Source organism: Candidatus Rokuibacteriota bacterium (assembly GCA_016209385.1).
GTDB lineage: Bacteria > Methylomirabilota > Methylomirabilia > Rokubacteriales > CSP1-6 > JACQWB01.
This window is the reverse complement of sequence record JACQWB010000073.1, coordinates 1-17,847: the sequence shown is the minus strand read 5'-3', so window position 1 is coordinate 17,847 and position 17,847 is coordinate 1. Positions and strand designations below refer to the sequence as shown.

At 66.8% G+C, this 17,847-nt stretch carries 23 protein-coding genes; 5 read left to right on the top strand and 18 right to left on the bottom strand.

Going from position 1 to position 17,847, the window contains the following annotated elements:
* The first annotated feature begins 15 nt into the window (after positions 1–15).
* The 3 genes from HY726_05260 (at position 16) to HY726_05250 (ending at position 1,725) form a co-directional block, all read left to right on the top strand.
* Positions 16–837: a hypothetical protein gene (locus HY726_05260; protein MBI4608399.1), complete on the top strand. Its 822-nt coding sequence runs from the start codon at positions 16–18 to the stop codon at positions 835–837.
* A 198-nt stretch (positions 838–1,035) separates the two neighbouring features.
* On the top strand, positions 1,036–1,236 hold the full coding sequence (locus HY726_05255) for a cold-shock protein (protein ID MBI4608398.1): 201 nt from the start codon (positions 1,036–1,038) through the stop codon (positions 1,234–1,236).
* A 288-nt stretch (positions 1,237–1,524) separates the two neighbouring features.
* Positions 1,525–1,725, top strand: a complete 201-nt coding sequence (locus HY726_05250) for a cold-shock protein (GenBank protein MBI4608397.1) — start codon at positions 1,525–1,527, stop codon at positions 1,723–1,725.
* Between the two features lie 541 nt (positions 1,726–2,266).
* Here the strand turns inward: HY726_05250 and HY726_05245 are convergent.
* Positions 2,267–2,575 (bottom strand): helix-hairpin-helix domain-containing protein, encoded by a 309-nt coding sequence (locus HY726_05245; GenBank protein ID MBI4608396.1) that lies wholly within the window; start codon positions 2,573–2,575, stop codon positions 2,267–2,269.
* A 747-nt stretch (positions 2,576–3,322) separates the two neighbouring features.
* Between HY726_05245 and HY726_05240 the strand changes: the two genes are divergently transcribed.
* Both HY726_05240 and HY726_05235 read left to right on the top strand, forming a co-directional pair.
* Entirely contained in the window at positions 3,323–3,946 is a 624-nt protein-coding gene (locus HY726_05240) for a nitrile hydratase subunit alpha (GenBank protein MBI4608395.1), read from the top strand.
* Between the two features lie 26 nt (positions 3,947–3,972).
* Positions 3,973–4,233, top strand: coding sequence for a nitrile hydratase subunit beta (locus tag HY726_05235; protein MBI4608394.1), 261 nt, complete (start codon positions 3,973–3,975; stop codon positions 4,231–4,233).
* 1,050 nt (positions 4,234–5,283) lie between these two features.
* Here HY726_05235 and HY726_05230 read toward each other — a convergent pair.
* The 17 genes from HY726_05230 to groEL form a co-directional block, all read right to left on the bottom strand.
* Positions 5,284–5,601: an HNH endonuclease gene (locus tag HY726_05230; GenBank protein MBI4608393.1), complete on the bottom strand. Its 318-nt coding sequence runs from the start codon at positions 5,599–5,601 to the stop codon at positions 5,284–5,286.
* Positions 5,601–5,738: a hypothetical protein gene (locus tag HY726_05225; GenBank protein ID MBI4608392.1), complete on the bottom strand. Its 138-nt coding sequence runs from the start codon at positions 5,736–5,738 to the stop codon at positions 5,601–5,603. The genes HY726_05230 and HY726_05225 overlap by 1 nt, the downstream gene beginning before the upstream one ends.
* Before the next feature lie 30 nt (positions 5,739–5,768).
* Positions 5,769–5,957 (bottom strand): carboxymuconolactone decarboxylase family protein, encoded by a 189-nt coding sequence (locus HY726_05220; GenBank protein ID MBI4608391.1) that lies wholly within the window; start codon positions 5,955–5,957, stop codon positions 5,769–5,771.
* 221 nt (positions 5,958–6,178) lie between these two features.
* Entirely contained in the window at positions 6,179–6,700 is a 522-nt protein-coding gene (locus HY726_05215; protein ID MBI4608390.1) for a hypothetical protein, read from the bottom strand.
* Between the two features lie 6 nt (positions 6,701–6,706).
* Complete coding sequence (locus HY726_05210) at positions 6,707–6,994, bottom strand: OsmC family protein (protein MBI4608389.1); 288 nt, start codon at positions 6,992–6,994, stop codon at positions 6,707–6,709.
* A gap of 12 nt (positions 6,995–7,006) precedes the next feature.
* Positions 7,007–7,231 (bottom strand): hypothetical protein, encoded by a 225-nt coding sequence (locus HY726_05205; GenBank protein MBI4608388.1) that lies wholly within the window; start codon positions 7,229–7,231, stop codon positions 7,007–7,009.
* 176 nt (positions 7,232–7,407) lie between these two features.
* The gene (locus HY726_05200; GenBank protein MBI4608387.1) at positions 7,408–8,952 is read right to left on the bottom strand and encodes an MFS transporter; all 1,545 of its coding nucleotides are present in this window, start codon (positions 8,950–8,952) and stop codon (positions 7,408–7,410) included.
* Complete coding sequence (locus HY726_05195) at positions 8,949–9,275, bottom strand: DUF971 domain-containing protein (GenBank protein MBI4608386.1); 327 nt, start codon at positions 9,273–9,275, stop codon at positions 8,949–8,951. Before HY726_05195 ends, HY726_05200 begins: the two co-directional genes overlap by 4 nt.
* A complete protein-coding gene (locus HY726_05190; GenBank protein ID MBI4608385.1) occupies positions 9,272–10,192 on the bottom strand; it encodes a DNA-3-methyladenine glycosylase 2 in 921 nt (306 codons plus the stop codon). Before HY726_05190 ends, HY726_05195 begins: the two co-directional genes overlap by 4 nt.
* A 107-nt stretch (positions 10,193–10,299) precedes the next feature.
* Entirely contained in the window at positions 10,300–12,123 is a 1,824-nt protein-coding gene (locus HY726_05185; protein ID MBI4608384.1) for an APC family permease, read from the bottom strand.
* 187 nt (positions 12,124–12,310) lie between these two features.
* Positions 12,311–13,672, bottom strand: coding sequence for a sigma 54-interacting transcriptional regulator (locus tag HY726_05180; protein ID MBI4608383.1), 1,362 nt, complete (start codon positions 13,670–13,672; stop codon positions 12,311–12,313).
* Positions 13,673–13,684: 12 nt separating this feature from the next.
* Positions 13,685–15,649: a replicative DNA helicase gene (dnaB, locus tag HY726_05175; GenBank protein MBI4608382.1), complete on the bottom strand. Its 1,965-nt coding sequence runs from the start codon at positions 15,647–15,649 to the stop codon at positions 13,685–13,687.
* A 2-nt stretch (positions 15,650–15,651) separates the two neighbouring features.
* Positions 15,652–16,095: a 50S ribosomal protein L9 gene (locus HY726_05170; GenBank protein MBI4608381.1), complete on the bottom strand. Its 444-nt coding sequence runs from the start codon at positions 16,093–16,095 to the stop codon at positions 15,652–15,654.
* Positions 16,096–16,113: 18 nt separating this feature from the next.
* Positions 16,114–16,293, bottom strand: coding sequence for a 30S ribosomal protein S18 (locus HY726_05165; GenBank protein ID MBI4608380.1), 180 nt, complete (start codon positions 16,291–16,293; stop codon positions 16,114–16,116).
* Positions 16,294–16,428: 135 nt separating this feature from the next.
* Complete coding sequence (ssb, locus tag HY726_05160) at positions 16,429–16,830, bottom strand: single-stranded DNA-binding protein (protein MBI4608379.1); 402 nt, start codon at positions 16,828–16,830, stop codon at positions 16,429–16,431.
* Positions 16,830–17,207 carry a 30S ribosomal protein S6 gene (gene rpsF, locus HY726_05155; GenBank protein ID MBI4608378.1) on the bottom strand — a complete coding sequence of 126 codons (378 nt, stop codon included), beginning with the start codon at positions 17,205–17,207 and terminating at the stop codon, positions 16,830–16,832. Before rpsF ends, ssb begins: the two co-directional genes overlap by 1 nt.
* Before the next feature lie 202 nt (positions 17,208–17,409).
* The coding region (gene groEL, locus HY726_05150) for a chaperonin GroEL (protein MBI4608377.1) at positions 17,410–17,847 on the bottom strand (438 nt) is incomplete at its 5' end.

The window sequence follows — 17,847 nt, the reverse complement described above, 5'->3', positions numbered from 1 at the left end:
TGCAGGTCCGTGTACATGCCCGTGGTGATCGCTGCGGACGAGCCAGCCTGCGACCCCCTCATCAACCTCCACGGCCAGTCGGCGACGACCCACTTCGCCGCGCCCCTGATCATCGTCAACGGGCCGGTCCGCCGGGCCATCGGCCTGAACTGCGGCGCCGGCGTCTTCGGTCCCGGCTTCCGCGCCAACGCCACGATCGGCCGGGCGCTGCGGCTCATCATGATCAACCTGGGGGGCGTGAGGCCCGGCGAGATCTCCATGTCCACCTTCGGCCATCCCGGCCGCTACACCTACTGCATCGGCGAGTACGAGGAGGCCTCGCCCTGGGAGCCGCTCCACGTCGAGCGCGGCCTTTCGCCGACCGAGAGCGCCGTGACGCTCTTCTCGGGCGAAGCCCCCCACGGCATCAACGACCACTCGAGCCGTAGCGCCGCCCAGCTCGTCGCGTCGCTCGGCTGGTCCCTGACCGGCATCTGGAACCACAAGAACTTCCCCGTGTACGGCCACACGCTCCTGGTGGTCGGCCCCGAGCACGCGCGGACCATTGCCGACGAAGGATGGTCCAAGCAGGATGTGAAGCGCTTCCTCTTCGAGACGATCAGGCGGCCCTACCGGGAGCTGGCCGCGGGTCCCGACGGCGCCGAAGGCTCGCGCCTCAGGTTCGACCAGGGCCAACACGCGCCGGACGAGCTGGTGCCCAAGTTCCCCTCACCCGAGGAGATCGTGGTCGTCGTGGCCGGAGGGACCGCCGGCCGATTCTCAGTGGCCATCCCCGGCTGGCTCGGCGGCAAGCACGGCTCCCAGCCGGTCACGAAGCCCATCAGAAATATTCCTTGACTCCGCCCGGCCAATTGGGGTATTGTCCTTTTCGGTACCGGTTCCAAGATAGGCTTCTGATTCTTGCGAAGTGCAGAAAATGACGCCGTGAGGACCAGGTCCTCCGGCGTTTTTGTTTGTCCCCATTTCGGGGGCACCCGGACCATCATGGCCGGGATCACCGGGGCAGAAAGGCCCCAGAAAAAAGAGGACAGCAGCATGGCACAGGGCAGTGTGAAGTGGTTCAACGACGCGAAGGGCTTCGGCTTCATCCAGGTGGAGGGTGGCGAGGACGTCTTCGTTCATTACAGCGCCATCCAGGGCCAGGGCTTCAAGAGCCTGAGCGAGGGTGATCGCGTCGAGTTCGAGGTGACCAAGGGGCCCAAGGGCCTCCAGGCCGCCAACGTCCGGAAGGTCTGAGCACCAGGTGGAAGCCGGGCCCGGTGAATCCGGGCCCGGTCGCTTTCCCCGCCTCAAATCTCCCTTGACAAGCTCCATAAAACCGTTGTAGTTTTTTCCCGATTTTGAAGACGCAGCCCGGGTGGTTTGAGCAGTTCGTGCAGCTGAGTCGCTCGGTTTGAGGGTCGACGCCGTGAGGACCGAGGTCCCGCGGCGTTTTTTTATGCCCCGCTAACGGGGCACCTCAGGCCATGGGGGCCGGAGGCATCAGCCGGGCGGTAACGCCCCAGGAGAAAGAGGAAGAGGAGCATGCCACAGGGAACAGTGAAGTGGTTCAACGACGCCAAGGGCTACGGCTTCATCCAGGTGGAGGGCGGCGAGGACGTCTTCGTCCATTACAGCGCCATCCAGGCCTCGGGCTTTAAGAGCCTCAGCGAGGGTGACCGCGTCGAGTTCGAGGTGACCAAGGGGCCCAAGGGCCTTCAGGCCGCCAACGTCCGGAAGGTCTGAGCGCGTCGGGGATCCACGACGGCCCGCCGGGGCAGCCCGGCGGGCCGTTTCATTTTTGTCTCTCCACTTCCGCCCGGGGAGAGGACGAGGGTCAGGAGGCCTACTCTTCCCTCTCCCCACCTGGGGAGCAGGCCAGGGTGAAGGGTGTTCAGAAAAAATGAGCCCCGACGGTACTTGCGGCGTCGGAGAAGCCGAGCCGCCCCGCTGGTGAACGGCGGGACCGTCGGGGCCGGTGGTGCCTGAGCCCTCCCAGGCGGCCACCTGGGTACTCCGGTGGGCCTACCTCAGGAGGCGACCACCTCACAGATCACCGTAGGTTTACACACGGCTGGACCACCTCCTTTCTCGGCGAGCCCCACCACGCGGGCCCAGTTCCCACTGACCCCCAACCGGCCGCCGACTGCCAGCCCGGGGCTTGGCCGCGTCGCCCCCGACGGGATTGCCGGGACGGGACGCCACGGGAGCCTGTGTAAGCTCCGGCCGACTTTCTTGGATCGTAACTCGATTCGCGGGGCGACAAAAGCAAAATTTTCTGGCGCGCTCATTCCACCGTGATCATCCCGCGGTTCTTCTCCCAGAGCCCCTTTCCGATCCCCTGGATTTTCCGGATGTCCTCCGGCCTCTTGAACGGTCCGTTCGCCTTCCGGTACTCGATGATCTTCTCAGCCACGGCCGGCCCGATCCCGTCGAGCTTCATCAGCTCGGCCTTGGACGCGGTGTTGATGTTGACCTTGGCATCCGAGACCGCCTTCTCCCCTTGCGGCGCAGCTGCGAGCACCGGCCACCCGGTTCCAGCCACCGACACGATCACGAATACAAGTAACAGCGCGAGCGATACGCCTCTCTTCATGGGTTCCCTCCTTTTCGGCTTGATCCGATCGCGCGCGCCGCCCGCCGCGGTCGAGAGGCGCGCGAGGGCATTCAAGCCGACACGGAGAGGCCCGTCAATGTCCAATGATCGATACACTGGTTCGTCGCTGCGCTTGCCTCAACCCGGACGCACCCGCCGCCACCGCCTTGACAGCCGCGAGGCGGTCGCATACAGTCACCCCGTGAGACAACCCTCGGAGGGGGGCTCCGCCCCCCTGCCGATACCTCCCCCCACGAAGTTCGGTTGCGCCGGCGAAGCCGGCGCTCGAAACGCGCAGGAGCAGTAGCCGAGCGCAGAACGATGAGCGACGCGCACGCAACGCCCCACATGCACGATTACGAGGCCCACGTGCGGGCCGTTGAAGAGGACCTCGAATACTACCGGGCCAAGCGCCTCGAGCCGCGCATCCTCTTCATGGCTCGGAGGGGAATTGTCACGCTCTATGACATCCTGAAGGCGAAGTCCCGCCTGGAATCCAGACCCAAGCCCTCCCAGGAGCACGTCGAAGGCCCGACGGATATCGAGAGTCGCATCCGGGCCCTCGAGAACGCGTTAGACGATTACGTGAGAGGAACCGCCCTGGTCTCGTCCGACCTGGTCAAAGGTGCCGACGTCGTGATCGAGGACATTCGGAAGGAGCGGGGCGATTATGACGACTTCTTCCGTATCGCCAAGAAGCATCATCGCGGCAGTCTCGAGGAGCGCGTCGAGAAGCTCGAGCGGGATATGGCGGATTACCGAATGCTTCTCCAGGCATTCACGTGCGCGCTCATCGAGACCGGGTTGCTCGACGATGCGGAGCTCCGGAGAAGAACCGAAGCCGTGAACAGGCCCGGCGTCTGGAACGGGGCCAGGATCGTCGCCAGGGCGTGGGTGGATCCGGAGTTCAAGGCCCGGCTGATTGCCAAGGGAAGAGACGCGGTGCGGGAACTCCACATCCCCCCGGGTCGCCTGGGAAAGCTCGGCGTCGTGGAGAACACGGAATCGGTCCACAACGTCGTGGTCTGCACCTTGTGCTCCTGCTACCCCCACGACCTGCTGGGAGATACCCCCTGGTGGTACAAGCACGACAGCTACAAGAAGCGAATCATCGTCGATCCGAGGGGCACACTCAAGGAGATGTTCGGGCTCGAGCTTCCGCCAGGGATGGAAGTCAGCGTGCACGACAGCACCTCGGATGTCCGATACATGGTCTTACCCAGGAGGCCCGCAGGCACCCAAGGAATGAGCGAAGAAGACCTCGCCAGGCTGGTCACGAAGGAGAGCTTGATCGGAACCGGAGAGGTCCTGCCTGCCTCAACGCTCTTGGACGCGCGAGCACCTGAAACACCGCGCACATCCTTCGTCTAGCAAGCGAGCCCAGCCCCTCGGAAGCCTTGAGTTATACACTCAAAGCGGGAGACCGAGTACGAGTCAGGCAAGAAAACCCTGACGGGAATCCTCGGACGCCCACATATGTCAGGGGCAAGCAGGGTGTCATCGTGGCGGTCCACGGCGTCACTGAGAATCCCCTCGACCATCGCGGCCTCTATCCACCTCTCTACACGGTCATGTTCGAGCTGAAAGAGGTATTCGGAAGGCCGGGCAACGAAACGCTCTGCGTGGACATCCACGAGGAATGGCTGGAGCCGGCTTGACGTGTAGAAGGTTCCCCAGGGCCGGTTCTCCCTCCCTGTCGGCCTGATGCGTTCCCATCTCCGCGCCTGCCGCCGCGGCTGAGACCCGCGCGAAGGCGTTTAACCCGACTCGTCACGCTCACAAATATCCAATCCTTCATACGGCCTCGTACAAGAGTCCTCCTGTGATCGCGGGCTGGTTTCCCACCTACTTCGCCTCCTAGTCAACGCCTACAAGTTCTCCCGTTGAGATCACAAATCTCCGATCTCAAAGCCTGCGCCAGAATGGAGCGGTCATGTCACGGGGCGTGAAGGCAGCTCTTCCGCTCTCAACACGCCGCAAATTTTTCCTGGCTCTGATCACGTAAGTTGCTGCTAGGCTCTCCTCGTCTTCGGGCTAGGAGGAGCTGATGCCGCCCCGCTACTTGAACCGGCCGGAGGCGCTCGAGGGCGACGCGGATGTGTCTGTCGAACTTCCCTATGGGATGACAGCAGCTGGCGTCGTGGCGGCCATCAACGATGCCTACGCCTACCTCCATGCACTGAATCGCGCGAGTATCGAGCACGGGTACAACAGGCTTGAGGACCTGATGCAGCCAGCAGGCTTCTCTGGGTTGCTCTCACAACTCTTCGTCCGCTCGCTTGCGCGGGAGTTCGCCTCTCGCACACCAGGGCTCGCGGTTAACCAGTACCCAAACGGCCGGTCAGATCTCGTACCTCGCGCTCTGTACCCGGGCGATGCTGTCCTCCGTGGCCAGGAAGGTCTTGAAGTCAAGGTGAGTCGCGCTGAGTCCGGCTGGCAGGGACACAACCCTGAGACGGGATGGGTCATGATAGTGCAGGTCACCGTAGACGCCAAGACCCAGCCTGTCTACGAGCGCACGCCAACCACGGTGGAGCGCGTTATGATCGCTCGGCTAGATGAGAATGACTGGGCTTTCTCTGGCCGACGGCCTGGAAGCCGGCGGACACCAACAGCCTCTATCAACGCGCTCGGGCGGCAGAAACTTGAGCGAGGTCTAGCTAGGGTCAAGCGCAACGTCCAAAGATCGATACACCGTCAAGAGAGGGTTACGACCTCTCTGCACCCGCCAGGCGCCGAAGGTGGTCCTCCCATTCCACGGGGAGGAGGAGCTGCTTCTTGGTATTGCAGTCCTTACAGGCGGGGACGACGTTGCTGCGGGTGCTCCGGCCGCCGCGGATCAGCGGCACCACATGGTCCATGGTGAGCCGCCGGGCGCCGACCTGACGGCCGCAGTAGTGGCAGACGCCGCCGGAGAGCTTCCGCTTCCACCACTGGCTCTGCCTGAGGGCGCGGGCCTTCACGCGCTCGTGCTTGAGGTCGGCCTCGGTGACCTCGGTGGTGAAGGGCTCGCGTTTCAGGTGCATCAGTGCGCTCGCCCGGCTTCCTTCCTCAACTCCTCCATCACCCAGAAGGCGTGACGCACCGACTTGGCGGCGAGCGTGCCGCCCATCAGGAGGCCGATGTCCAGGGTCTCGGCGATCTCCTGCTCGGTCGCGCCCAAGTCGAGGACCTCCTCGACCCGGTGCTCGATTCAGTCGAAGCAGTTCTGGGAGATCGCCACCGCCAGCGCGGTCAGCTCCTTGTGCTTCTTCGAGAGCGCCCCGTCGGCGAAGACCTTCTGGCCGAGGTCGCGGAAGGCGCCGAAGACCTTCATGGGGGATTTCATGATCTGGCCGTTCAGCCGCCGGCGGTCCTGGTTCTTCTCGTGCAGGTGTCCCATGGCTCCTCCACTAGGTCAATCGGAGCGGGACACCCACGCCTTCGGCGTGGGTACCCGGGCCCCCTCCGAGGCCTCCCCCCGGAATGGCAGTTCGAGCCGAGGGGCTGCCGACGAGCCGCAGGCGAGGAGAGCCACGAGGCGAGGCCCGAGTTGGTTGTGCGGGCAAAGCCCGCGCTCAAAGGGCATTACTCCGACACGCTTCTAGAGCATATCCCGCCGGTTCATCCTGATTGGCCCTCAGCAGGCGAGGCCACGAGCGCCGCGGCCCTGGCCTCGGCCATGCCCCGGATGGCCAGGAGGAGCCGCACCACGCAGTGCTGGACCAGGAGCGTGTCCTGGGTCGCGGGGTCCGCCAACCACTCGCGCGCCCACTGGGGGTTCTCGGCGGCGAAGCCGAGTGTCGGCGAGAGCGCCTGAAGGCGCAGGAGCAGGTCGTCGGGAGGAAGCCCCTGGGCGCGGAGCCGGCTCACCACGGCCGCCCGCACCGCGGCGTTCCAGATGCCGGTGAGGGCCTCGAGGAGCGCCTGGTAGCAGGTCGCGTCGGGTTTGCGCCCGAGGTGCTCGAGGACCGCGGGGAGGAGGGGGTTGATGGCGCGCTCGCCCTCCTCATCCACTACGACGAGGGGCCTCAGCAGCGGGTCGTTCTCGGGGCGCGCCATCGCTTCGACGAGCTCCACCAGCTGGCTGACGGCGACGGGCGGGAGCTGAGCGAGCCGCTCGAGGAGCGGGACGTCAGAGGGCATCAGGGGTCAGGCGCGGCCGAGGGCCAGGGGCTGCCCGTTCAGCAGCGCAGTGGTCGTCACCGCGACGGGCTTCTGAAGGGCCTGCATGACGAAGCACCCGCGCTCGGCGTTCCTCAGGACGCGCGCCACGCGCTCGGGGGAGTCGGGCGACTCCACCTCCAGGGCGGTTTCCGCGCCGACCATGTTGGCCTCGACCGTGTCGTTGAGCACGGAGCCGTCCACCCGATAGCGCGCCACCACCCGCATCCTGACGTTGTTGATCTTGACCTTAAGCATGTGCCCGTACCGGGCCACCTGGGTCATCAGTCAGAAGGCGATCGCGGCGCTGAAGTACATGAGCGGCGTCGGCGCCGACCCGAGGCCGCCGAGCGAGGACCCCTCATCCGAGACGAAGGTCATGTGCCCCTGGCCGCTCCGGCTCACCGTCGCCACCTTCAGGTAGGGCGTGACCGACGAGACATCGGCCTCGAAGACGATCTCGCGGGTCGTGATGGTCGGATCGAGTCCCTCTGGTGCCTTGGCGGTGGTCATGCTTGCCTCCTCGAAGCGTGTCGGAGTAACACCTTCGAGCGCGGGCTTCGCCCGCGCAACCGATTCCTGGGGGAGGCCTCGGAGGGGGCCCGGGTACCCACGCCGAAGGCGTGGGTGTCCCCCTCCGATTGTCCTCGATTGGCCCGAGCTCGCAGGGGTGCCGCTCCGGCGCCCCATTATCTCACACGCGAGGTGGGGGCTGGCTCGCGGGCCGCGGCGAGGTCGCGGGCGCGGCCGGTGGGGACGAGGAACGCTGAGGCCAGCGCCACGAGGGCGACGACGAGCCCCACGACGAAGACGTCGTGGAGCGCTCGCGCGAGGGCCAGGCGCACCGAAGCCAGGATGGCCGTGTCGAGCAGCCCGCGGGTGAGGGGGCTGACGATCAGGTCGGGCTGGCTCACCAGCTCCTTCACCTGGGCGCCGAGGGTCACCCCGGCCGCGGTCGTGACGCGCGCGAGCTCGGTCTGGAGCCTGTGGCCCATCACCGCGCCCATGACCGCGATCCCCACCGCGCCGCCGATCACGCGGAAGAACTGGGTCATGGAGGTGGCCGCGCCCAGGTGGGCTCGCGGCACGGCGTTCTGGACGGCGATGAGCATGGGGACCATGATCAGGCCCATCCCGAAGCCGCCGAGGAGCACGTCGCGGATGGCGAGGGTCACGGTGAGGGTCTGGTCCCAGCCCGTGAGGCGGAGAAAGGCGAGGGTGAGGCTCACCATGCCCGCGACCACGACCACGCGATACCCCACGCGCAGGACGAGGCGGGCGCTCAGGATCGAGCAGGCGACCCAGCCGAGGACGAAGGGCATCAGGACCACGCCGGCCTGGGTGGCGGTGGTCCCGACGACGGCCTGGACGTAGAGGGGGATGTAGGTGATCGCGCCGAACATGGCCATTCCCGCCAGGAAGCCGGTGGCGGCGGCGGCGCGGACCATCGGGCTCGCGAAGAGGTCGAGCGGGACCATGGGCGTCTCGGTCCGGCGCTCGACAAAAATGAACACAGGCAAGAGCGCAGCGGCGAGCACCAGCATCCCCAGAACGAACGGGTTGAGCCACGAGGCGACACGCCCCGCTTCGACAAGCCCAAGGAGAAGCGCCGAGATCGCGACGGTGAAGACTGCCGCGCCGCGAAAGTCGATGGAGACCCGCCGGGTAGGACGCGGCGCTTGAGCCAGGCCCCAGCCCACGGCGAGGGCGGCGAGGGCACCGAAGGGGAGGTTGATGTAGAAAACCCAGCGCCAGGAGACATGATCGGCGAGGAGCCCGCCGAGGAGCGGCCCGACCAGCGACGCCACGGCCCACACCCCGGAGAAGTAGCCCTGCATCTTCGCGCGCTCCTCGAGCTCGTAGATGTCGCCGACCACGGTCATGCCGAGGGTGATCAGCGAGCCGGCGCCGAGCCCCTGGAGCGCGCGGAAAAAGACGAGCTGGGCCATGCTCTGGGAGAGCCCAGAGAGTGCCGAGCCCAGGAGGAAGATACCGATCCCGACGAGATACGTCGTCCGCCGGCCGAGGAGATCGGAGAAGCGCCCCCAGATCGGCATGGTCACCGTGGAGGCGAGGAGGAAGGCGGTGAAGACCCAGGAGTAGATCTTGAGGCCGCCCAGGCTCGCCACGATCGTCGGCATGGCGGTCGCCACCACCGTGGACTCCATCGCGGCCAGGAAGATGGTGAGCATGACTCCGGCCACGACGATCGCGCGGCGGGCCCGCTCGGTCATTTACGTTGTTCGTTGCAGGCGGCGCAGCGGCAGAGGGCCCGGAGCGCGGCGTAGGGGTAGAGGCTCTCGTGGCCGTCGGACCAGAGGACGCGGAGACCGTCGGGCTGGCGCTTCACCTCGCTCGGCCAGGCCATCTCGGGGGTGAGCTGGGGGAGCGCAGCGCAGCTCCCGCAGGGGCAGTCGCGCCGCAGGCGCTCGAAGGGGTAGATACTCCCGTGCTTGTCGGCCCAGGTGGCGCCCAGGGCGTAGCGGCCGACCAGGTGGACCTCCGAGAGATCGTTCGGGCTCGGCTGGCCGAAGATCGGGAGCGTGAGCTTGCTCACGTCCCACCCCCAGACCGCTCCTGGGCCAGGCGAAGCCCGGCCAGGAGGTAGTGGACGGCGAGATTCTGGTGCTCGCCCCACTGGCCAGCTCGACGGCGGATCGCCCTCTCGCTCAGGGGCCGGCCGCGGTTGTAGAAGTGGGCGAAGCCTTTCCTGACGCCCAGATCCCCGGCCGGGCACACGTCGCCTCGTCCCAGGGCGCGGCAGAGGAACCACTCGGCGGTCCAGCGGCCGAAGCCGCGGACCTGGGTCAGCGCCGCGATGACCTCCTCGTTGGGGAGCCTCCCCAGGTGGTCGAAGTCGAGCGCGCCGCTCGAGGTCAGGCGGGCCAAGCCGATGATGTACTCAGCCTTCCGCGTCGAAAACTGCATCCGTCTGAGTTCGCTGACGCGAGCCTTTGCCACACGCTCGGGACCCGGGAACGAATAGATGACGCCGCCGTTCACGGTGACGCGCTCGCCGAAGCGACGGACCAGCCGGGCCCGCGTCGTGAAGGCGAAGGCCAGGTTCACCTGCTGGGCGCTGATGGCGCCGACCAGCATCTCGAAGGGCGAGGGGGCGAGTGTCGGGCGGAGGCCGTAGAGCGGGGTGATGAGGCCCGAGAGGGCAGGGTCGCCCTTGGCCATCCGGTAGAAGGCTGGAAGGTCGGCATCCAGGAACAAAAGCCGCCGCACCTCGGCGAGAGCGGCCTCGGCCACCCTGGTCGAGCGTGAGCCCGGGAGGCTCAGCGTGAGCTGCACCGCATCGGGCGGGCCCGACCAGCCGAGCTCGTAGCCGTGGAGCTGGCCGTGCACGCGAACGACGCGACGGAAGCGCTCGCCGGCGAGCCGGTTGGCGGGGTCCTCTCCCCAGATGCGGTAGCGGGCCAGCGTCTGCCCGACGTCGAGGGGACCTTCGGCAAGGAGCTGGACTCTCATGCGCCTGGCGCGTCAAGCGACTTCTACGCGCGAGTCCTAAGTCTACCAGAGAGCGTCGGGAGAAAGGAAACCCTGGGCCCGCGAACGGCCAACGCGCGAGGCCGGGGTCAGCGCTTCAGGTGGTAGGGGACGTCGGTCACCACAACGTTCTTCCTGAAGAGGAGCGCCCCCTTGATCAGGAGCGCCGTCTGGTTGTGGAGGAGGTGCTGCCACCAGCGCGCCGGAATGAACTCGGGCAGCACGATCGTCACCATGTGGTTCTGCCCCTGCCCCTGCAGGTGGTCCAGGTAGTCCAGAAACGGCCCGAGCAGCGACCGGTACGGCGAGGTCAGCACCACCAGCGGCACCCCGCACCCCCACTTCACCCACTTCTCCTCGAGCTTGTGTGTCCCGTCCGGGTCCAGCTCCACGTACACGGCCTTCGTGTCGGGCGAGAGGGTCTTGGCGTACTGGAGGGCCTGAACCACGCCCCTGTGCAGGTCGCCGATCAGGACGAGGACCGTGTGACGGATCGGCGGCGGTCCGCCGTAGCCCTCGAGCGAGAGTTGCTCCGCGACCCGGCGGTAGTGGCGGTGGATGACGAAGAACACTGTGATGAAGATCGGGATCAACAGCACGACGATCCAGGCCCCGTGGACGAACTTGGTCATCGCGATAACCACCATCACGAGCCCGGTGGTCGCCGCCCCGACGCCGTTGATCGTCGCCCGCCACCACCAGCCTGGAGGCTTCTGCCTGAGCCAGCGGCGGACCATGCTGGCCTGCGAGAGGGTGAACGAGGTGAACACGCCGACCGCGTAGAGCGGGATCAAGGCGTGGGTACTGCCGCCGAAGATCACGATCAGCACGATCGCCGCAGTTCCCAGGATGAGGATCCCGTTCGAGAAGACGAGACGGTCGCCGCGGTTGCCGAACTGGCGGGGCAGGAAACCGTCCCGGGCCATGAAGAAGGAGAGGCGCGGAAAATCGGCGAACGAGGTGTTGGCCGCAAAGATCAGGATGAGCGTGGAGACGACCTGGACGTAGTAGTAGAGGGGCCCTCCCCCGAACACCTGCCAGGCGAGCTGGGAGACGACCGTTTCCTCCTCGCGGGGGAGAACCCCGTAGAGCGAGGCGAGGAGGGTCGTGCCGACGAAGAGCGTGATCGAAGTCGCGCCCAGCCAGGCCAGCGTGGTCCGAGCATTTTTGACCTCGGGAGGCTTGAAGGCGGTGACGCCGTCGGATATGGCCTCGATTCCCGTCAGGGCCACGGCCCCCGAGGCGAACGCTCGCAGGACGAGAAACACGCCCAGCGACGAAACCGGCTCCGTCGGGGGAGCGGGCGAAGGCGCCTCGGGGGCGCCCAGCCACACATATCGCAGAAAGCCCGCGCCGAGCAGTCCCAGGAAGCCGGCGATGAAAAGGTAGGTTGGCAGCGCAAACATACGCCCGGATTCCCTGACACCCCTGAGGTTGGCCACCGCGATGCCGACGACGAGGAGCACGCAGATGAGCACGCGCTCCGGATACAGGGCCGGAAACGCCGAGGTGATGGCAGCCACGCCGGCGGAAACGCTCACCGCCACGGTCAGCGTGTAGTCGATAAGAAGGGCCGCGCCCGCCGTGAGCCCGGCGAAGGTCCCCAGGTTATCCTTGGCCACGATATAGGCGCTGGCTCCCTGGGGATAGGCGGGGATCGTCTGGCGGTAGGAGTTGACCACAATCGCGATCACGACAGCGATGACGAAGCCGATGGGGACCGAGTAGGCGAGCACCCCGGTGCCGGCGAGGATCAGGACCAGCAGAATTTCTTCGGTAGCGTACGCGACGGAGGAGAGGGGGTCTGAGCCGAGCACTGCCAGCCCGGTGACCTTGGTGAGGCGCTCGTGCCGGGCCTGGGCGGTCGGGAACGGGCTGCCGACGAAGATGCGCTTGAGCGAATAGAGGCGCATGGGAATATGCCCGCGGCTCTGGGCCGCGGGCTGACCTCATAGCCTAGGGAAGCGCCAAGGGGCTGTCAACGGCATCTATCCGTCGGGCAAGCCCCATTGACTCGTAAACCATCGAAAATGGGCCCTATTGTCCAGAAAATACCTATGTGAGACTCAAATATCCCGTATATGAGTCCAACTAATCCCACTATCGAGAAGAGTCTGACTCTTGCCTGAAAGCATCGGGATTTATTGAGTATTTTGCCATCAATCGGTGGAAGTTCCGACGGGTCATCCCGGCCTTTTTTGCCGCCAGAGTCACGTTCCCCCTGGTGCCCGCCAGGAGTTCCAGGAGCGCCTGCTTCTGGAACTGGGTGATCATCTTCTCCTTGGCCTTCATGAACCCTTCGGCAGAAGCTAAGCGGATCGTCGCCTCCTGCACGTACAGGGGGAGGTGACCGGGCTCGATCTGGCGTGAGGAGGTCAGCACGACCGCCCGCTCGATGACGTTTTCGAGCTCGCGGAGGTTGCCGGGCCAGGGGTAGCGCTTGAAGAGATCGAGCGCCTCGGCGGCGATCCGGTCCACCTTCTTGTTGATCTTGGCCTCGGCCCTCTGGAGAAAGTGATAGGCGAAGACGGGAATGTCCTCGACCCGCTCCCGGAGCGGAGGGAGCGTGATCGTGAACGTGTTCAGCAGGTAGAAGAGGTGCTCCCGGAACTCCCCCCGCGCCATCGCCGCCTCCAGGTTCTGGTTGGTCGCGGCGATCACGCGCACGCGGACCTTGCGGGTGATGACCTCACCCACCGCGGTGATCTCGCCAGCCTCGAGGACCCGGAGGAACTTGGTCTGGAGCTCGAGCGGCATGTCGCCGACCTCGTCGAGGAAGACCGTGCCCCCGTCGGCCTTCTCGAAGAGCCCCACTTTGTCGGTGGCCGCCCCGATGAAGGCGCCCCGCTTGTGGCCGAAGAGCTCGGACTCCATGAGGGCCGGCGTGAGCGCCGTGCAGTTGACGGTGATCAGCGGCTTGTCCCGAAGGTGCGAGTGCTTGTGGATGGCGCGGGCGACCAGCTCCTTGCCGGTCCCCGACTCGCCCCGAAGCAGCACCGTGGTCGGCGTCGGAGCGACCCGCGCGACGAGTTCGGCCACCTCGCGCATCTTCGGGTTCTGGCCGACGATCAGTTCGCCCTCGGCCTGGGTCTGGAGCTCCCGGAGCATGAGCGCATAACGATCCTCCAGCTCCTCCGTGCGCTTGCGTTCCTCCAGGAGGTCCCACATGAACTTGGCGCTCACGCCGCCCATCACCTCCGCCGTCGGCGGCTTCAGGCGCTGGATCGTCCGGTGGACCTCCGGGTTGCCGGTGACGTCGATGATCAGGTCCGCGTTCGGATCGGTGACGAGCTGGCGGAAATCGGTGGTGACGGTGATGTTCAGGCGGCGGGCCAACTCGATTCCCGGGGCCCAGGGGTTCACGTCGGCCACGCCGAGGATCGACACGGTGGCGTCGCCCATGAACATCTCGAGAAGGGCGCGCCCGCCCTTGCCGGCGCCGACGATGACGACCCTGGTCATGGCCGGGGCGCCTCAGAACGGCTGGCGGTGGGGGCCGGCGTACTTTTCGAAGCTCGCGTACTCGGGGATGAAGACCACCGGCACCTTCCCGGTCGGTCCGTTCCGCTGCTTCTCCACGAGCACCTCGGCGTAGTTCTCGCCTTCCTCGGCCTGGATCCCGTAGCGGCCGGGCCGGTAGAGGAACATGATCAGGTCGGCATCCTGCTCCAGGGCACCGCTGTTATGACTGACGATCCCGTCCGCCAGCCAGGATGCGGGCCCTGGAACCGTGAGGTCGAAGACCTCCTCTTCGCCCGCCCCCTCGATGGCGACGATCCGGTCCCAGAACAGATCGTTCGTCGCGCGTGCACGAAGCTCCATGTCGTCAAGGATCGCAGCGTATTCCTCCAGGAGCGTCCTGGAAGGGGCGAACCGAAAGTGGGCGCTCCCCCCGTAGGCTGTGGCGCGCAGCGCCGCCATGCGCCGCTGCGAGATCCCCCGCTCGCGCATGAGCGCCTTCACCATGGGCGAGCGGCCGGGAAACGGGGGTTCGGGGAGTTGGCGTGCGATCGCCAGGCGGTCCCGGGCGGAAAGTTCGCTCACCCGCTGCCAGCCACGCGCGCCGAACAGGCGATGGCGCTCGGTCGCCCGAATCGCCCGCCCGCTCGCCAGCCGAACCAAGAAGACCGGCCGGATCCCGACCCGCCAGATCCTCTCGCTCTTCGCCGCCACGATCCTGCCGTCACGCGATATGGCCAGGACCTCGGGCGCCGTACCAACGAGGTCACGGATGGGGATTCGTCGCCCGTCTGCCAGAACGACCAGGGTCTCGCCCGTCACGCACTCCCTCAGATCCGAGAGCTGGGGCTTGTAGTCCTTCTGGGCACGGGCCTCGACGGCCCGCGAGAGCTGGGAGAGCGCCACGACGGGAACCCGGAGCTCCTTGGCCAGCGCCTTCAGCGAGCGCGAGATCTCGGAGATCTCCTGCTGCCGGTTCTCGGCGTTCCGCCCGCGCATGAGCTGGAGGTAGTCCACGATGACGAGGTCGAGGCCGTGCTCGGCCTTCATGCGCCGGGCCTTCGCCCGAGCCTCGAGCGCCGAGAGGGCGGGCTGGTCGTCGATGAAGATGGGCGCCTCGGCCAGGCGCCCCGCGGCGTTCGTGAGCTTCGGCCAGTCGCGCGGCTCCAGGTGGCCGGTCCGGACCTTGTGCGAGTCCACGCGCGCCTCGCCGCAGAGGAGGCGCTGGACAAGCTGCTGCTTGGACATCTCGAGCGAGAAAAACAGGACCGAGCGGCGGAGCTCGATAGCGGCGTGCCGGGCGACGTTCAGGGCGAAGCTCGACTTCCCCATCGACGGCCGGCCCGCGATGATGACGAAGTCCGAGGGCTGGAGCCCCGCGGTCATCTGGTCCAGCGCGTCGAAGCCGGTCGGCAGCCCGGTCACCAGCTCCTTCCGCTCGTACAGCCGCTCGATGTACTCGAAGGTCTCCTGCAGGATCGAGCGCACGGGGATCGCGGAGCCCTGCAGACGCCGCTCGGAGAGCTGGAAGATGAACTGCTCGGCCTGGTCGAGGAGGAGGTCGACGTTGTCGGCCGCCTCGTAGCTCCGGCCGATGACCTCGGTGCAGATGCGGATCAGCTCGCGGAGGAGGGCCTTCTCCCGGACGATGCCCGCGTAGGAGAGGAGGTGGGCGGCCGTCGCCGCCTCCTCCACCATGGTCGCGAGCGCCGCGTCGCCGCCGACCTCCTCCAGCGCGTCCCGCCGGCGGAGCTCCTCGCGGAGGGTCAGGAGGTCCACCGGCTCGGCGCGCTCGAAGAGCGCGATCATGGCGTCGAAGACCTTCCGGTGCCCCTCCTTGTAGAAGTCGGCGGGTCTGAGGATCTCGACCGCCTTGGGGAGGCTGTCCTTCTCGAGGAGGATCGCCCCGAGGACGGCCCGCTCGTTCTCCAGACTGTGGGGAGGGATCTTGGAGGTCAGGAGCTCCGCGAGCGTCGCCACGGCTATGCGCGCGAGACCGTGACCCTGAGCCGAGCGGTGACCTCAGGATGAAGCCTGATGGGGATCGTGTACTCGCCCAGGGCCTTGATCGGCTCCTCGAGCCCCACCCGGCGCTTCTCCACGGCGACGCCGTGCTGGGCGAGGAAGGCGATCAGGTCCTGGACGCCCACCGAGCCGTAGAGGCGTCCTTCCTCTGACGCCTGGAGGGTGAGCGAGAACGTCAGCGTCTCGATGATGCGCGCGCGGTCCTCGGCTTCGGCCTTCGCGTGGACCGCCTTGGCCTCCTGGCGCTTTTGGATCTGCTCGAGGTTCCCCAGATTCGCGGCGCTGGCGACGAGGGCGAGCTTCTGGGGCAGCAGGTAGTTCCGGGCGTAACCGTCCGCGACCTCTCGGACCTCCCCCCGCCGGCCGAGCTTGGGGATGTCGTCCAGCAGGATGACTTTCATGGAAAGGTGTCCCGGGGACTATTCGGAGGCGTACGGCAGGAGCGCCATCGTCCGCGCCCGCTTGATGGCGTGGGTGAGCTGGCGCTGGTGGCGGGCGCAACTCCCCGAGATGCGCCGGGGAATGATCTTGCCGCGCTCGGTCACGAAGGTCCTCAGGCGCCGGACGTCCTTGTAATCGATCAGGCTCACCTTGTCCATGCAGAACTTGCAGACTTTGCGGCGGCCGAAGCGGCGCCGCTTGACTGGCTTGGCGACCGTGGAAATCGGCTGATCCTCCTCGACTCCTGCGTCCCGCCCGCGGGGGCCTCACCGGCGCGGGATCAAGGCGCAACCTCAGAAGGGGACCTCCTCCGTCCCCTCCGCCTGTTCCTCGACGACCTCGGCCTCGGCGGGGCCCGGCCCCTTCGGGCGCCCCATGAACTGCACGCGGTCGGCGACCACCTCCATCACGTTCCGCCGCTGCCCGTCCTTCGTCTCCCAGTCGCGCGTCTGGAGCCGACCCTCCACCAGGATAGGGCTCCCCTTGTCCAGGTACTCCCCGCAGCTCTCGGCCTGCTTCCCCCAGACGACCACCGTGAGGAAACAGGTGTCCTGGCGCTTCTCCCCGGCCTGGGTGGTGTAGTTCCGGTTCACCGCCAGGCGCAGGTCGGCCACCGGCGTGCCGCTCGGCGTGTAGCGGAGCTCGGGGGGGCGGGTGAGATTGCCGATGAGGAACACCTTGTTGAGACTCGCCATCAACCGGTCTCCTCAAGCACCTCGGGCGTTTGTGCGGGCTGGGCCTTCTTCTCCGGCACCCGGGTGGAGAGGAAGCGGAGCACGCTCTCGTTGAGCTTGAGCTGCCGCTCGAACTCCTTCACGGTGGCCGGCTCCGCGAGCGTCTCGAAGACCACGTAGGTGCCTTCCCGCTGCTTCCTGATCTCGTAGGCCAGCCGGCGCTTCCCCCAGTTGTCCACCCGCTGGACGGTGGCCCCCAGCTCCTTGAGCGTCTCCTGGAGCCGCGTCAGGAGCTGGGCGACCTCCTCGTCCGTGGGCCGCGGGTCGATGATCAGTAAGGTCTCGTACAGGCGCAGACCGTTCACCTCCCTTCCTGAACACGCAGCCGCGCTCGCCATCCACCGGGCACCAAGCCCTCGCCCGGCGCGCTGCTCGGTGGCGGAGTGCGCGCATGAGAGTTCCCGGGCGTGTCGGTCGCGCTCGGGATCACCCACAATTACCAGACGCGCGGGAGTGCGTCAAGACCTCGCGCAAAAAAGACGGCCCCTGCCCGCGCGGAGCAGGGGCCGTATCGAGGATCTGACGCCGGGTGTCGCCGGCTTAATACATGTCGCCGCCGTGCGGCATGGGCGGCGCCTTCTTCTCCTCCTCCGGGATGTCGGTGATCAGCGCCTCGGTAGTGAGGAGGAGCGACGCGATCGACGCCGCGTTCTCCAGGGCGATCCGCTCCACCTTGGTCGGGTCGATGATCCCGGCCTGCATCATGTCCACGTACTCCATCCGCTCGGCGTCGAAGCCGTAGCTCGCCACCTGGGCCCCCTTGACCTTTTCCACCACCACCGAGCCCTCGAGCCCCGAGTTCTCCACGATCTGGCGGATGGGCTCCTCGAGGGCCCGCCGCACGATGGCGGAGCCGACCTTCTCGTCCCCCTCGAGCTTCAGCGCGTCGATGCTGAGAGCGGCCCGAAGCAGCGCGACGCCACCGCCGGGAACGATCCCCTCTTCCACCGCCGCCCGGGTCGCGTTCAGCGCGTCCTC